Source organism: Proteiniclasticum ruminis (assembly GCF_900115135.1).
In the GTDB taxonomy this organism is placed as follows: domain Bacteria; phylum Bacillota; class Clostridia; order Clostridiales; family Clostridiaceae; genus Proteiniclasticum; species Proteiniclasticum ruminis_A.
This window is the reverse complement of the sequence record NZ_FOVK01000006.1, coordinates 109001-123861: the sequence shown is the minus strand read 5'-3', so window position 1 is coordinate 123861 and position 14861 is coordinate 109001. Positions and strand designations below refer to the sequence as shown.

Sequence of the window (14861 nt, the reverse complement as noted above, 5' to 3'; positions counted from 1 at the left end):
GATGGGCATAGTAGAAATGACCTTAGGGCAGTTTGCCCTGATATATGTGCTTTTACTTGTGGTTCTGGCCCTCATGAAGAAAGCCAAGATCCAGAAAACAAAACTGCTTATTTGGGCCAGTGTGCGAATGACAGTTCAGCTGGTTCTTGCGGGGCTTGTTCTTACGTATATTCTGAAGAATCCGCATCCTTTATTCACGGTGGCTTACATTCTGTCTATGACAATTTTTGCAACAATGAGGGTTCTTGGAAAGAACAGACATCTCAACAAGAAGTTTAAAACTGCCATTGCCATATCCCTATCTGGCGCAGGCACTGCAGTGGTGTTCTTCTTTGTTGTAGTTGTGGTCAGAATGGACTTTTTCAATCCTCAATACACCATTCCTCTCAGTGGCATGATTTTTGGCAATGCTATGACAGGTCTGACCCTGGCACTGAAGTCCTTCAATGAGAATCTTTCTTCCCAGAGAAATCGGGTAGAGTCCTTGCTGTATGTAGGAGTAACACCGAGGAAGATCCTATTGCCCTTTGTGAACAGTGCCCTGGAAACTGCACTTTTGCCTACACTGAACTCTATGCTGGGCATGGGCATCATTTCACTTCCGGGGATGATGACGGGTCAGATTCTTTCAGGTACACTGCCTATGACGGCGATTCTATATCAGATTGCCATCATGATTGCCATCACGACGGTGGTGTGTCTGACGGTGTTTTCAGCGCTTTATTTCGGATACAGAACCCTTTATAATGACCGCAACCAGATGCTGATTTAAGAATAAAATTATTATTGACATATGTCATAAATGGAGTAAAATGGACTCGTGAGGTCCAGGGAGAGGAGAAAGTCAATGCCAAGACCAATGAAATGGAGAAATGTATGCTGTGTGCCTGTTCTGAAAGAGTTTGGTCCCATCCAGGAGGAGGGGACAGTGGAAGATGTGGTCATTATGACACTGGATGAATATGAAACCATCAGACTTATGGATTATGAAGGGATGACTCAGGAAGAATGTGCAAAGATCATGGGCGTCGCCAGAACTACAGTACAAAGCATATACAGCAGTGCCAGAAAGAAGCTTTCAGAACTTCTTGTTTTCGGAGTCAGGCTTCGGATTGAGGGAGGAGAAGTGAAGATTTCTGAAGAGGATCAAAGAAGATGCAGCACCAGAATGGGGAAGCGAAGAGCCTGCTGCCAGAGAGAAGATCAGCCTCCTTGTGACTGTCCGAAAAAATAATTTTTCAGGAGGGCCTTGTATGAAAATTGCGGTTGCTTGTATTGGAGAGGAAATTTCGATGCACTTTGGACACAGTGAAGTGTTTAAGGTGTTTGAAGGAACAAAGGATTCCTTCCAGGAGACAAAAACCATTCACAGTCCAGGTCATGGAAAAGGTTCACTGCCTCAGCTTCTCATCAAGGAGAAAGTGGGGGTGCTCATCACGGGTGGACTTGGTGAAGGAGCGGTACAAAAGCTTGAAGCTGGAGGCATCGAAGTAGTACGGGGAGCAGAAGGCGCACCGGCAGATGCGGTAAACGAATATCTTCTTGGAAACCTTCAGTCCCGGGGAGAAGCATGTAAAGGGCATCATGATCATTCTCATGATCATGGCAGTGGAGAACATGGCTGTCATGGCCAGGGCGGGTGCCGCTAGACACAAGTGATCATGAACAGGAGAGGAAGATACAGCGGTATCTTCTTTTTTTTGTTGCTGTTTCACTGTTATTGTAGTATCTTCGGGGTAATAGGAAGGTGTTTACCATGGATAAGGAAGCCCTAAAGAAGTATTTTCTCTCTTTGGACCGCGCATACTTTCTGGATGAGTCCCAGCACAAGGAAGCAGCTTTTGATCATCCTCTTCCCATCGGATTTGGACAGACGATCTCACAGCCGACCCTGGTACTGAAAATGACAGAGCTTCTGGATCTTGAGAAAAGTCATAAAGTCCTTGAAATAGGTACTGGCTCCGGATATCAGACAGCCATCCTTGCACAGTTCGTCAAAGAAGTGTATACGGTGGAACGGATTGAGGAACTTTATCACAAAGCAAAAAAGAGACTGGATGGACTTGGATTCAAAAACATACACTTTAAGATCGGAGACGGCACCTATGGCTGGGAGGAAAAAGCACCCTTTGACCGGATCATGGTGACTGCAGCAGCGGTAAGACTGCCGAAAGCTCTGGCAAGTCAGCTGGCACCAGGTGGTAAAATGGTGATCCCGGTGGGAGAAGAAGGTCTTCAGAGGCTCTTTCTAGTGGAGAAAGATAAGGAAGGATATCTTCATGTGGAAGCCCTAGAATGGGTACGTTTTGTATCTTTGGTTGGAGAAGACGGGTTTTAGTGAAGAAAGGTGTGTGTGCTTTGTTTTCTTGCCTGGGGGCAGTTCATCTAAAATGAGAGTTTGACGCATATGCCTGAAAATCCATCAGGTATCATAATCGGCTGTTAATTTTACGTCGCCATATGATATGATGAAATTAAGACAGAAGTAGGAAGTGATGCAGAATGATTGAGACGGAGAGGTTGTGTTTACGAAGGTTTACGCTGGAAGACCTGGAAGACTTTTATGAATATGCGAAGGATCCCCTGGTGGGACCTCCTGCAGGATGGAAGCCTCATGAATCCAAAGAAGAGTCACTGGAGATCCTAAAGAGCTTTGTCAGCAGCGAGGATATTTTTGCTATGACACTGAAAAGCAGCGGAAAAGTCATCGGCTCCTTAGGATGCCATGAAGACAGAAAGAGAGAGTATAAAGGCGGCGTTATGATTGGGTATGTGCTCTCCAGCCCATACTGGGGAAAAGGTCTCATGTCTGAGGCGGTGGAAGGTCTTCTTGACTATATTTTCCTCACACTGGGGATGGATCTTGTGTCTGCCTATTATTATCCTTTCAACGAGAAATCTGGAAAGGTGCTGAAAAAAGCGGGACTGGTATATGAGGGCATCATAAGAAAGTGCTCTGTGCTTCCCACCGGTGAAGTGGTGGATGATGTCTGCTACTCCATGACAAGAGAAGAGTTCTTCAGAAAAAGAAACTGGTTATAATATTCAATCGATACTTTCTTGCGATCATCTCTTTTGGGAGACAGAAGAAAGAGAAACAACAATGGTGCACCCTAAAGGAGAGATTCTTTTGGGGTGTTTTCAATTGCTTTCATTATGAGAGGAGAGAAGAAGATGGATCAGTACAAAGTACCAGTAGAAAAACTCACAAGGCGCTGCTCCTTGGAGGAACTTCAGCTCATGTCAAACAGAAAGGAGATGCCCATGAGGAAGGGGGTCATCGGGCAGGAACGGGCCACCAGAGCCATGGAGTTTGGACTTCAGATGGAAGCGAGAGGGTATCACATTTTTGTGGTGGGGCCACCGGGGACTGGAAGAACGTCCTACACGGAAGCTGTTGTTAAAGAGTTTTCGGAGAAAAAGAAAGAGAAGCCTCTGGACTACTGCTACATCCATAACTTCAGAGCGGAAGACAGACCCATCATAGTGGAACTTCCCATGGGGGAAGGGAAGAAATTTCAAAAAGAGATGCAAGAGTTCATAGAAGATCTGAAAAGCATCATTCCTAAGGTCTTTGAAGATGGGGCTTATGAGAAGAAAAGAGATGAGATTGTTCTGAAGCTTCAGGAGAAACTGGATGCGCTGTATGATGGTATGAAAAGAGACGCCGAAAAAGAAGGATTCCTCATGAAGCCTGTGCCACCAAGATTTGTATTCATTCCACTGAAAGACGGGAAGCAGATGGCACCGGAAAGCTTTGAAAAACTCAGTCCAGAGGAGAGAAAGAATCTCGATGAGAAAGGCAGAAAGCTGACCAAAGCGCTGGATGACACACTAAAGGAAAGTCAGCGTCTGGAGGATGATGCCAGAGAATATCTGAGAAAAATCGAGGAAACCTATGTGCTGGAAGCCGTTCGGCCCAGAATTGCCAGGCTTCAGGAAAGATACCGCGGGTATGAGAAGATAGAAAATCATCTCCTTGATCTCACAGAAGATCTTGGGAAGAATTATGCGCCATTCCGAGGGTTGCGGCAGAAAGAAGAAGAAAAGCCCCAGAACATGTTTTCAGCCCCGGAAAAGAATCCGCTTCTCAAATACCAGGTGCATGTTTTTGTGAATAATGAAGACTGCAAAGGAGCGCCGGTGGTATACGAAAGCCACCCTACCTATTATCATCTGTTTGGAAAACTGGAGTATACCTCCCATATGCTTTCGATGGAGACAGATTTCACGATGCTTCGGCCAGGTGCCATACATAGGGCCAACGGCGGATTTCTTATACTTCAGATGAGAGATATTCTAAGAGATCCCAATGTCTGGGAGCCACTGAAAAAAGCGCTGAAGCATGACCAGGCAGCTGTGGAGAACATTGGGGAGGAGTACAGGCTGATTCCTTCTGGAACCCTTCGCCCGGAACCTGTTCCACTGAAGCTGAAGGTCATCATCATCTGCGATCCGGAACTGTATCATTATCTGTACCAGATGGATGAAGACCTGGAAAGGCTCTTTAAAGTTCGGGTGGATTTTGATCTGGAGATGGAAAGAACATCAGAGAATGTGCTGAAATACGCAGCCTTTGTGGAAGAGCTCTGCACGAGAGAAGGGCTGAATCCCTTCAGCCTGGAAGCCATGGACAAAATAGTGGAATATGGCACAAGAATTGCTGGAGATCAAAGCAAACTGACCACAAGATTCAATAAAGTGACGGAAGTGATCTATGAATCGGAAGCCGCAGCAAGAACAGATGGCACGGAAAGGGTAGAGGAGAAACATGTTCTAGCGGCACTGAAAGAAAGGAGACATCGAGAGAACCTCTTTGAAGACCGCATGAAAGAGGAGATTCTGAAAGATGTGATCCATATAAAAACAGAAGGTGAAGAGATCGGACAGATCAATGGACTTTCTGTGCTGAGCACAGGTGGATACAGCTTTGGTATGCCATCAAGAATCACCGCAAGAACCTATGTGGGGGATGCAGGAGTCATCAATATTGAGCGGGAGACCAGAATGAGCGGGAAGATCCATACCAAAGGCGTATTGACTTTATCCGGGTATCTTGGGGGGCTTTTTGCTCAGGATACACCCCTCAGTCTCACGGCTCAAGTGACTTTTGAACAGTCCTATGGCGGGGTAGAAGGAGACAGCGCCTCCAGCACAGAGCTGTATGCCATCTTATCCAGTCTTTCTGGTGTTCCAATCCGCCAATCCATTGCAGTGACAGGTTCTGTGGACCAGAAAGGAGAGATTCAGCCCATCGGTGGTGTGACAGAAAAGATCGAAGGATTTTTTGACATCTGTAGGGAAAGAGGGCTCACAGGTGAGGAAGGTGTCCTGATTCCGGTACAGAACATCAGCCATCTGATGCTGAAGGAGGAGGTCATAGAAGCGGTGAACAAGGGACTGTTCAGCATTTATGCCGTAAAACATATCCATGAAGGGGTGGAGATCCTCATGGGCCGCCCTGCCGGGTATCAGAATGGTGAGTTTCTCTCTGGAAGCGTGTATGATTTGGCTTTCCGTAAAATCAGGAAATTTCAGAAAGCCATGGAAGCAAAAAGAGAATAAAATATCATAGAATGATGGGAAAGAAAAGAGACAGATTGTGGATGCAAGTTCTGTCTTTTTTTCTTTGACTTCCTTAAGTGACAACTCCAAAAGTTTCAAGAGGTTGCATCATGGAGATTATCGTACTATAATGAATATGGATTTATTAAATAATAATGCGTGGAGGTGTCACTTTGATAATTTACGAGAATGTAACGAAAAAATATAATGATGTTACTGTGGTGGACAACCTCAATCTCACCATCAATGAGGGAGAGTTTGTGGTTTTTATTGGCCCGTCGGGATGTGGGAAAACAACGTCTCTGAAAATGATCAACCGGCTCATTAAAATGAACAGCGGCAGTATTTATCTGGATGGTAAAAACATCAATGAGATGGACGCTGTGGAGATGAGAAGAAATATTGGATATGTGATCCAGCAGATTGCACTTTTTCCCAATATGACCATTGGGGAAAACATCTCGGTGGTCCCGAAGCTTCTCAAATGGAGCAAAGAGAAAAGAAACCGGAGAGCCAAGGAGCTTCTTGAGATGGTGGGTATGCCTTATCGGGAGAACATCAATAAGTATCCCAATGAACTGAGTGGTGGCCAGCAGCAGAGAATCGGCGTTCTCCGGGCTCTTGCTGCAGAGCCGCCGGTCATTCTCATGGATGAGCCCTTTGGGGCTCTGGATCCCATGACCCGCGAGAATCTTCAGGATGAGCTGAAGGTGCTTCAGAAGAAACTGAAAAAGACCATCATCTTTGTCACTCATGATATGGATGAAGCTGTGAAGCTTGCAGATAAAATTGTTTTTATGAAAGATGGAAGAATTCTGCAGGCCGCAAGTCCTGAAGAAATGCTCCGCAACCCAGCTGATCCAATGATTGCAAACTTCATGGGTAAACTTTCCTACACCGTTTCCGGAGACGATCTCACTTGTAAGGATGTCATGAAAAGGAGAGTCCTCACTGTCAGCGAAGAGAAGAAGATGCTGGAGTCTGTGGAACTCATGAAGCAGAGGGAGCTGGATTCTGCAGTGGTCATTGGAGAAGAGGACAATAAGTACCGTGGAGTTGTGACCATAGAGAAACTGGCCAAAGAAGGCAAGCCAGGGCAGAGCATAAAACATCTGGTGGATCCGAAGGTTCCCTCTGTACGGACATCCACCAATGCAAAGGAAGCCTTCGAGCTGCTCATTGCATCCAAGTATAACTACATAGTGGTGCTGAATAGAGATTCCACTGTTGCAGGGATCATCACAAGAACCAGTATGACCAAGGCTCTGGCCAGTGTCATATGGGGAGGTGAAGAGAGCTGATGGCAGATTTTTTAGAACGTTATGGAGAAAAACTCCTGGAAGCGATTGTTGTGCACCTGCAGTATGTCTTTGTGTCTGTGGGTATCGGACTTGTTGTGGCCCTGATCCTTGGCATACTCCTATCCAGGGTGCCAAAGCTCTCCAGTGTCATCATCCCTGTGGTAAGTATTTTTCAGACCATTCCTGGTCTGGTTTTTATCGGTGTGCTGTTCATCAGAATCGGCATACAGCCAGCCACGGTGATCATTGCCCTTTCCATCTATGCTCTTTTTCCCATACTGAAGAATACTTATACGGGAATTCTCAGTGTGGACAAAGGGCTCATCGAAGCGGCAAGAGGATGCGGTATGAGCAATTGGCAGATCCTATTCAAACTGGAGCTTCCTCTGGCAATGCCGTCAATATTCAGCGGCCTTAGAATGTCCACCATCTATACCGTGTCCTGGGCAGTTCTAGCAGCCATGATTGGTCTTGGTGGACTGGGAGAGTTTATCTATAGAGGCATTGATACAAACAACAATACCCTCATCATCGGAGGAGCCATTCCCGCAGCGGTGCTGGCAATTTTATTGGGATTTCTCATTGACTTCATTCAGGCAAAGGTAACGCCTAGGGGACTGAAAGGAGGTCGGAGCTCATGACCATGGAAAGAGTGCTTCAGCACCTGTATCTGGTGGGGATGGCCGCAGGGTTTACCATCATTTTTGGTCTTGTGCTTGGGATCCTCACCTATCTGTATAAACCTGTGAGACCTTTCGTCTTATGGACCGTGGATATACTTCAGACCATTCCTGTGTTGGCGCTTTTGGGGGTACTCAGCATTGTTGCGGGGTCTTCCAGCACCACCGTCATCATTGGAATTGTCCTGTATTCTCTTCTGCCAGTGGTGAGAAACACCTATGTGGGGCTCACCAGTGTGGACCCTGCCATCAAAGAGGCAGCCACGGGCATGGGGATGACAAAGGTTCAGAAAATCATCAGTGTAGAGCTTCAATTGGCATTTCCGATGATTTTTACAGGAATCAGAATTGCCATCGTGACGTCCATTGGTACAGCTGTATTCGGTGCGGTGGTTGGCGGTGGAGGACTAGGCTCAGTCATCAACAGAGCCATTCTCATCCAGGATATGGATACACTTCTGGAAGCTACACTGGCACTGATGGTTATGGCTGTGGTGTTTGATTTTGGTATGGGTTATGTGGAAAAAAGACTCAAAGCCAGAAGAACCCAGACACTACTGGAAGAAGACAGCACTTTGCAAGGAAAAGAGATCGTATAAAACTGACGGATCATAAAGAAAGAAGGAGAAGGATATGAAAAAGAAAATTACAGCAGTGGCAGCAGCCATGATTTTAACCCTGGGAGTTTTAGCGGGTTGTGGACAGAAAGAGGATGGAAAATCCATCACCATTCTTCGTGGGCAGTTTGCGGAGATTGATATCATCGCAGAAATGGCAGGAATGCTCATTGAAGAGAATACAGACCTTGAGGTCAAGTTTCATGACTCCATGAATACCGTGGCAGCTGGAAATGCCATGGTAGGCAAAGAAGTGGATCTTTATGTGAGCTATGATGGAACACTTCTCACAACGCTTCTGGGATATGATCCCAGTGATGTTCCTGAAGGAGAAGATCTATATGATTTTGCCATTGCAAAGGGTGTGGAGGACAGAGGTCTTACGCTGACATCAAAGTTCGGGTTTGAAAATACCTATGCCCTTGGCGTGAAGGAAGAGTTTGCAATGGAGAATGGGATTGAATCCATCAGTGATTTGAAGCCTTTTACGGAGGACCTTGTTTTTGGGGCAGAACATGAATTTTTTGATGAGGAAGGAACCATGAGATTCAATCCTTTCAATGAACATTATGGCATCAGATGGGAAGATGGTGTGTCACTGGACATCGGGCTGAAGTATGCGGCCATTGACAATGAGAACATTGATGTAACCATGGTATATTCTACAGATGGACTGAATCAGAAATCGAATCTTAGGATTCTCACGGATGATCTGAAGTTTTTCCCTCAGTACTATGCAGCATTCTTCCATAGAGAGAGTCTTTTTGAAGAGTATGAAGAGGTGGCGCCTAATCTGAAAGAGGTGCTTCTGATGCTGGAAGGACAAATCAGCAACGAGGAAATGATCGCCATGAATTTCCAGGTGGATGCGGAAGGTGCAGAGCCTAAGGATGTGGCCAAGGCATTTCTTGAGGAGAAAGGCCTTCTGAAGTAGGGCGATTATGGAGAAAAACAAAGCAAACATTCTAAGCAGGGTTTCTCCTGAGATGAAGAAGGTCATGGACTTCGAGGAGAGACAAAGAAAAGACAGAATCCGTTCTGGAGCGGAGAATCTCATAGACCGGGAAGCCTATGAGGCTTCAAGAAGCTTCTTCAATGAAGGGGGACCTGTCATGGAGAGGGTGGAAGAGATTTTTGTGGACTATGAAGGGAGACGCATTCCCTGCACAGTATACGATCCCGTGAATCGGCCACCTAACAAGGTAATTTTATTCATTCATGGCGGTGGTTTTGTGGTGGGCAGTCCGAAGACCCATGATGGTATACAGAGAAGACTGGCACAGCTGACAGAAGCTGTAGTCATCAGCATTAATTATTCCTTAGCGCCTGAAGTGAAATTTCCGGTGCAGATTCATGAATGTGCAGCAGTGCTTCAGCATCTGAAGGACCACGGTGCACGCTATGGGATCGATTCTGGAAATATTTCGCTGGCTGGAGATTCTGCAGGAGCGTACCTATCTCTTGCCACGGCACTATATCTTCGGGACAGGGGAGAAACCGATGCGATACGGTCCCTCCTTCTCTTTTATGGCAGCTATGGTCTACAGGATTCCAGATCCATGAGGCTTTATGGAAATGAGTATGATGGTCTGACGCTGAGCGCCCTTCATTCCTACAGCACACTGTTTTGTGATGAGAAGGATCGGGAACATCCATTAAGGAACCTGTTTTTGAACGATCTCACCCATGGAATCCCTCCCGCATTTATCCTCTCCTGCACCTTGGACCCTTTAGCGGATGATTCCTCTCTTTTATTTGAAATACTGAAAGAGCATGGCCTAAAGGCAGAACATGTGGAGTATGACGGAGTTCTCCATGGATTCCTCCACTACAGCAGGATGATGAAGGATTCAGAAAAAGCAATCAGGGATGCTGCCGTATTTTATAAAAAGCAAAGCAGCGAATAAAACCTATGAAAAATGCAGTTCACGAAATCTGAACTGCATTTTTTCATAGGTTATATTTCATTTTTCAGATATTTTTTGGCGATCTCAATGATTTCAGAAGAACCGACCAAAAGGAGCTTGTCATTTTTATGGAACTGCAGCTGAGGGCCTGGTGTGAGAATGAGCTCTTTGTCCCTTCGTATACCAATGATGGTGGCTCCTGTTTTCTGAAAGAACTTGCTTTCTGAGATGGTTTTACCGATGAGATGGGAATCTTCCTGAAGTCCCATTTCCACAGGATTCATAGGGTTGGTGTTCTTCAGACGTTCTGAGTAATCGATGATTTTGTCGATGATCTCCATGATCTCATTTTCAATATTTTTTTTCTGCTCCAGCAGGGAGATGACTTCTTCTCTCAAGGAGGAAATGCTCTCTTTGCTCTGACTGCTCTCCATATAACGGTGGGCATTTTCTTTGGAACGGATCTGGACACCGCTGCCTAAGGTTGCCTGAACCACATCCATATCCTCCAGAAGAATGATGGCGCGTCGGATGGTTTCAGGGGAAACATTGTACTCACCGGCCATGGAAGAACGGCCAAAAATCTTCGAGCCTTCCGGAAATTCCCCGTTTGCGATTCTGGAAGCGATATCTAGTGCAATTTGCTTATATCTTGGTACCTTAACTCGTCCTTCTTTTTCCAAGGTGATCACTCCATTTTCTATTCTTACTGTCATTATATCATAGGATTTACAGCTTTCTAGAGTCAGTTCCATATTGACAGAGCATCTTCCGAAGCGTATACTCAATTTAACGATTGAACAATCATTCAATCGTTAAATTGAAATGAAATGGAGGCTGATTTCATGAGAGCTGAGCGATGTGACTGTGATGTCATCCATGAAGATGTCCTAAATATAGTACTTGATAAAATGCCAGCGGAGGAAAGTCTTTACGATCTTGCAGAACTGTTTAAGGTCTTTGGGGATTCCACCAGGGTGAGAATTCTGTGGGCACTGGATGCTCACGAAATGTGCACCTGTGATCTGGCGTATGCCCTCAATATGACCCAATCTGCGATTTCCCATCAGCTTCGTGTGCTGAAACAGGCAAAACTTGTGAAGAACAGAAGAGAAGGGAAAATCGTTTATTACAGCCTGGCGGACGATCATGTGCGCACTATTTTTGATCAGGCTATGGAACATGTATCAGAAGGAAGCGGGGTGTGATGCAGTGGAAATGAAGAAAAAAGAACTGATTTTAGAAGGTCTGGACTGTGCAAACTGTTCCTTGAAAATAGAGAATGAGATGAATGCTCTGGAGGGCGTAAAAGCAGAGGTGAACTTTGCAACAAAAACCCTTACCCTTACCTATGGCGCGCATGAAGATGAAGATCTTATGAAAAAGGCCGAGCATATCGTGCATCGTCATGAACCGGATGTGGTTGTAACGGAAAAAAAGAAGAATAAAACCACAGAGGAGATCTTTCTTCTGGAGGGCCTTGGCTGTGCAAACTGTGCCATGAAAATGGAAGAGGAGATTTCGAAGCTTCCAGCTGTGGAGTCTGTTTCCATTGATTTTGCCACTAGAAAGCTGAGAGTGCTGCCTAGGTATGGAGCTCTTTCTATAGAAGACAAAAACAGAATGTCAGGAATCATAGAAACCATTGAAAAAGATACAAAGCTGATTTTGGCTGGAACTGAAGAGAGTCAGTTGGAAGGAGAGTATCAGAGAATCCTCCGTGTCCATGGAAAAGATCTGTCTATGATTGTCCTAAGTGGACTTCTCCTTTTGGCAGGAGCCTTGATGCCTCTCAACGACACCGTTAGACTGCTTCTTTTCCTCTTGTCCTACCTTCTGGTGGGTGGGGAGATTGTGCTTCGTGCAGTCAGAAATCTTGTAAGAGGACAGGTGTTTGATGAGAATTTTCTCATGGCCATAGCAACCATTGGCGCTTTTCTCATTGGAGAATATGCAGAAGGCGTCGCCGTGATGCTCTTTTATCAGGTGGGAGAACTGTTTCAGTCCATGGCGGTGGAAAGATCGAGAAGATCCATTGCAGATCTTATGGATATCCGGCCGGAATATGCCAATCTTATTGTAGATGGTGCTGCAGTGAAAGTGTCACCGGATGAGGTGAAGCCTGGAGATGTGATCCTGGTGAAGCCAGGAGAGAAGGTGCCACTGGACGGCGTGGTCGTTGAAGGAGCCTCTTCCCTGAACACCTCTGCACTCACAGGGGAATCAATGCCAAGAGATGTGGAATCGGGAAGTGAAATCCTCAGCGGATTCATCAACCAGAATGGCCTTCTAAAAGTCAAAGTAACGAAAGAGTTTGGAGCTTCTGCTGTTTCCAAGATTTTGGAACTAGTGGAGAATGCCTCTGGGAAAAAAGCGCCGACGGAAAGTTTCATCTCAAAGTTTGCCAGATATTATACACCCTTTGTGGTGGTTTCCGCACTCCTGTTGGCAGCGGTGCCTCCTTTGGTTCTAGGAGACCCCTTCTCCATGTGGGCGTATAGAGCTCTGGTGTTTCTTGTGATCAGCTGTCCCTGCGCACTGGTTGTTTCTATACCTTTGGGATTTTTTGGCGGTATCGGTGGTGCTTCTAGAAGAGGGGTTCTGGTGAAAGGTGGAAACTATCTGGAAGCGCTGAACGAAGTGGAGACTGTGGTCTTTGACAAGACAGGAACCCTTACAGAAGGTAGGTTCACAGTAACGAGAATTCTGCCTGAAGGAGACCTATCTGAGTCAGAACTTCTTGAAAAAGCTTCCTATGTGGAGTCTTTCTCCAGTCATCCCATTTCTCTCTCTATTGTCAGCGCCTATGGAAAAGAACTGGATAGAGGAAGAATCTCCTCTTATGAGGAAATAGCCGGCCACGGCATCAAAGCTGCACTTGATGGGAAAATTATATTTGCAGGAAATAAAAGGCTGATGGAAAAAGAAGGAGTCACCGTACCCCAGCTGTCTTTTGGAGGTACTTTAGTGTATCTCTCCGAAGGTGGCCAGTATATTGGAGCACTCGTGGTCTCTGATACCATCAAGAGTGGTGCTCAGGAAACCATCAGAGCGCTGAAAGATATGGGCATCAGAAAAACTGTCATGCTCACTGGAGATTTGAAGCAGGTGGGAGAGGAAATCGGGACTGCTTTAGGCCTTGATGAAGTCTACACAGAGCTTCTGCCACAAGATAAAGTATCAGTATTTGAAAGACTGAAAAAAGAAACCTCAGGAAAGATTGTGTTTGTGGGAGATGGCATCAATGATGCACCCGTTCTGGCTCAGGCGGATATTGGCATCTCTATGGGAGCTCTTGGCTCTGATGCGGCCATAGAGGCTTCCGATGTGGTGCTGATGACCGATGAGCCCATGAGGATTGTCACTGCCCTGAAGGTTGCCAAAAGAACCCGCAGCATTGTATGGCAGAACATCATCTTTGCACTTGGTGTAAAAGGCACCTTCCTTCTTCTGGGGGCCTTTGGCGTTGCCAGCATGTGGGAGGCCGTATTTGCAGATGTTGGAGTAACGGTCATTGCGGTCATCAATGCCATGAGAGTCATGAAAACGGAACACTTATAAGGAAAAACCAGCTTTCTGTTCTAACCTGCAGAAAGCTGGTTTACTGTTTTTTTACTGTATATTCTTTGATACCGTCTTCGATGCCGTTTGGCAAGTACTATAATAAAGATAGAAATATGTATAAAAGATGGGGAACATAGTATGGAAAACTTGCTTATAACCATTGCTGCAGCATTCGTAGGAGGATTTATCCTTCAGAAGCTGAGAGTTCCTGGAGGAATGATGCTGGGCAGTGTGCTGACAGTGGCACTTCTTAATATCAACACGTCCTTAGTGGACATCCCGACTGAGTTCAGATTTCTTGCTCAGTGTATTGCGGGCGCCTATATAGGGATGACGGTGAAAAGGGAGAACTTCGGAAGACTGAAGGATCTAGTGCGACCAATTTTGGTGCTTCTTGGTGGTTTATTCGCCACCAATGTGCTTGTGGGGATCCTTATTTATCTGGTCAGTCCTTTGGATCTGCTCACTTCTTTTTTGTGCGGCATTCCTGGAGGAATCAGCGATACACCGCTGATTGCTGCAGATTTAGGGGCCGATGCCACAAAGGTTACTGTGCTTCAGTTCGTGAGGCTGATTTCAGGTATTGGTATGATTCCTCTTCTTGTAAAAAGAGAAAAGGGCAGAGGAGCTTCCCAGCCGTCCGGGCAGCAAGATCTTATTGAGAAAAAAGAGCCTCCCTTTGGGACACCAAAGCTTTGGATCTCCTTGGCAGTGGCGCTCTTGGGGGGACTGCTCGGCAAAACTCTGGGTATTCCTGCAGGCACCCTTCTATTTGCCATGATCTCCATTCTCCTTCTAAAAATGCTTCATGTCGAAGTGACGTTTCCCATTTGGTTTAAACGGCTGGCACAGCTTTTTTCTGGGGCCTACATTGGCAGTCATTTCGGATATCAGGATTTTCTAGAGCTGAAGTTTCTTCTGATTCCGGCACTGATTCTGGTCGGATTCAATCTTCTTGCCTGCTATCTTCTCGGACACTATATCTCGGTGAAGTTTGGAATTCCTTTATCTCAGGCCATCTTGTCCTCCTCACCTGCAGGAGCTTCTGATATGGCGCTCATCGCCTCAGACCTTGGGGTTTCAGGTTCAGATGTGGCCATGATCCAGATTGCGAGGCTCATTGGCGCCATTTCCATTTTTCCGCAGATTTTCTATTTCGTGTCCCAGTGGTTTTCTTAAAACCAGCGAGATAAAGAACTCCACTATCTTTCGCCCATACGGTGCGAG

The 14861-nt window shown here is 45.9% G+C and carries 15 protein-coding genes; 14 read left to right on the top strand and 1 reads right to left on the bottom strand.

From position 1 onward, the window contains the following. Position 1: 1 nt before the first annotated feature. The 11 genes from BM243_RS10020 (at position 2) to BM243_RS09970 (ending at position 10070) form a co-directional block, all read left to right on the top strand. Positions 2-772, top strand: a complete 771-nt coding sequence (locus tag BM243_RS10020) for an ABC transporter permease (protein ID WP_074912232.1) — start codon at positions 2-4, stop codon at positions 770-772. A gap of 75 nt (positions 773-847) precedes the next feature. Further along, a complete protein-coding gene (locus BM243_RS10015; RefSeq protein WP_074912231.1) occupies positions 848-1234 on the top strand; it encodes a DUF134 domain-containing protein in 387 nt (128 codons plus the stop codon). A gap of 19 nt (positions 1235-1253) precedes the next feature. Beyond that, on the top strand, positions 1254-1649 hold the full coding sequence (locus BM243_RS10010; protein ID WP_074912230.1) for a NifB/NifX family molybdenum-iron cluster-binding protein: 396 nt from the start codon (positions 1254-1256) through the stop codon (positions 1647-1649). A 107-nt stretch (positions 1650-1756) separates the two neighbouring features. Continuing rightward, the gene (locus BM243_RS10005; protein WP_074912229.1) at positions 1757-2338 is read left to right on the top strand and encodes a protein-L-isoaspartate(D-aspartate) O-methyltransferase; all 582 of its coding nucleotides are present in this window, start codon (positions 1757-1759) and stop codon (positions 2336-2338) included. A gap of 164 nt (positions 2339-2502) precedes the next feature. After that, positions 2503-3042, top strand: coding sequence for a GNAT family N-acetyltransferase (locus BM243_RS10000; RefSeq protein ID WP_074912228.1), 540 nt, complete (start codon positions 2503-2505; stop codon positions 3040-3042). Between the two features lie 132 nt (positions 3043-3174). Next, complete coding sequence (locus BM243_RS09995; RefSeq protein ID WP_074912282.1) at positions 3175-5565, top strand: Lon protease family protein; 2391 nt, start codon at positions 3175-3177, stop codon at positions 5563-5565. A 173-nt stretch (positions 5566-5738) separates the two neighbouring features. Then, positions 5739-6866 (top strand): betaine/proline/choline family ABC transporter ATP-binding protein, encoded by a 1128-nt coding sequence (locus BM243_RS09990; RefSeq protein ID WP_074912227.1) that lies wholly within the window; start codon positions 5739-5741, stop codon positions 6864-6866. Further along, a complete protein-coding gene (locus BM243_RS09985) occupies positions 6866-7507 on the top strand; it encodes an ABC transporter permease (protein WP_074912226.1) in 642 nt (213 codons plus the stop codon). The genes BM243_RS09990 and BM243_RS09985 overlap by 1 nt, the downstream gene beginning before the upstream one ends. Further along, a complete protein-coding gene (locus tag BM243_RS09980; RefSeq protein WP_074912225.1) occupies positions 7504-8145 on the top strand; it encodes an ABC transporter permease in 642 nt (213 codons plus the stop codon). Before BM243_RS09985 ends, BM243_RS09980 begins: the two co-directional genes overlap by 4 nt. Before the next feature lie 34 nt (positions 8146-8179). Further along, on the top strand, positions 8180-9097 hold the full coding sequence (locus BM243_RS09975; protein ID WP_074912224.1) for a glycine betaine ABC transporter substrate-binding protein: 918 nt from the start codon (positions 8180-8182) through the stop codon (positions 9095-9097). Positions 9098-9104: 7 nt separating this feature from the next. Next, on the top strand, positions 9105-10070 hold the full coding sequence (locus BM243_RS09970) for an alpha/beta hydrolase fold domain-containing protein (protein WP_074912223.1): 966 nt from the start codon (positions 9105-9107) through the stop codon (positions 10068-10070). A gap of 50 nt (positions 10071-10120) precedes the next feature. Here BM243_RS09970 and BM243_RS09965 read toward each other — a convergent pair whose 3' ends face one another. Further along, positions 10121-10753 carry a GntR family transcriptional regulator gene (locus tag BM243_RS09965; RefSeq protein ID WP_242943538.1) on the bottom strand — a complete coding sequence of 211 codons (633 nt, stop codon included), beginning with the start codon at positions 10751-10753 and terminating at the stop codon, positions 10121-10123. Between the two features lie 162 nt (positions 10754-10915). Here BM243_RS09965 and BM243_RS09960 point away from each other — a divergent pair, with 162 nt between their 5' ends. From BM243_RS09960 to BM243_RS09950, 3 genes are all read left to right on the top strand, one after another. Continuing rightward, a complete protein-coding gene (locus BM243_RS09960) occupies positions 10916-11278 on the top strand; it encodes an ArsR/SmtB family transcription factor (RefSeq protein WP_431602452.1) in 363 nt (120 codons plus the stop codon). 10 nt (positions 11279-11288) lie between these two features. Further along, positions 11289-13631: a heavy metal translocating P-type ATPase gene (locus BM243_RS09955; RefSeq protein ID WP_074912280.1), complete on the top strand. Its 2343-nt coding sequence runs from the start codon at positions 11289-11291 to the stop codon at positions 13629-13631. 141 nt (positions 13632-13772) lie between these two features. Then, the gene (locus BM243_RS09950; protein WP_074912221.1) at positions 13773-14813 is read left to right on the top strand and encodes an AbrB family transcriptional regulator; all 1041 of its coding nucleotides are present in this window, start codon (positions 13773-13775) and stop codon (positions 14811-14813) included. Positions 14814-14861: the final 48 nt, after the last annotated feature.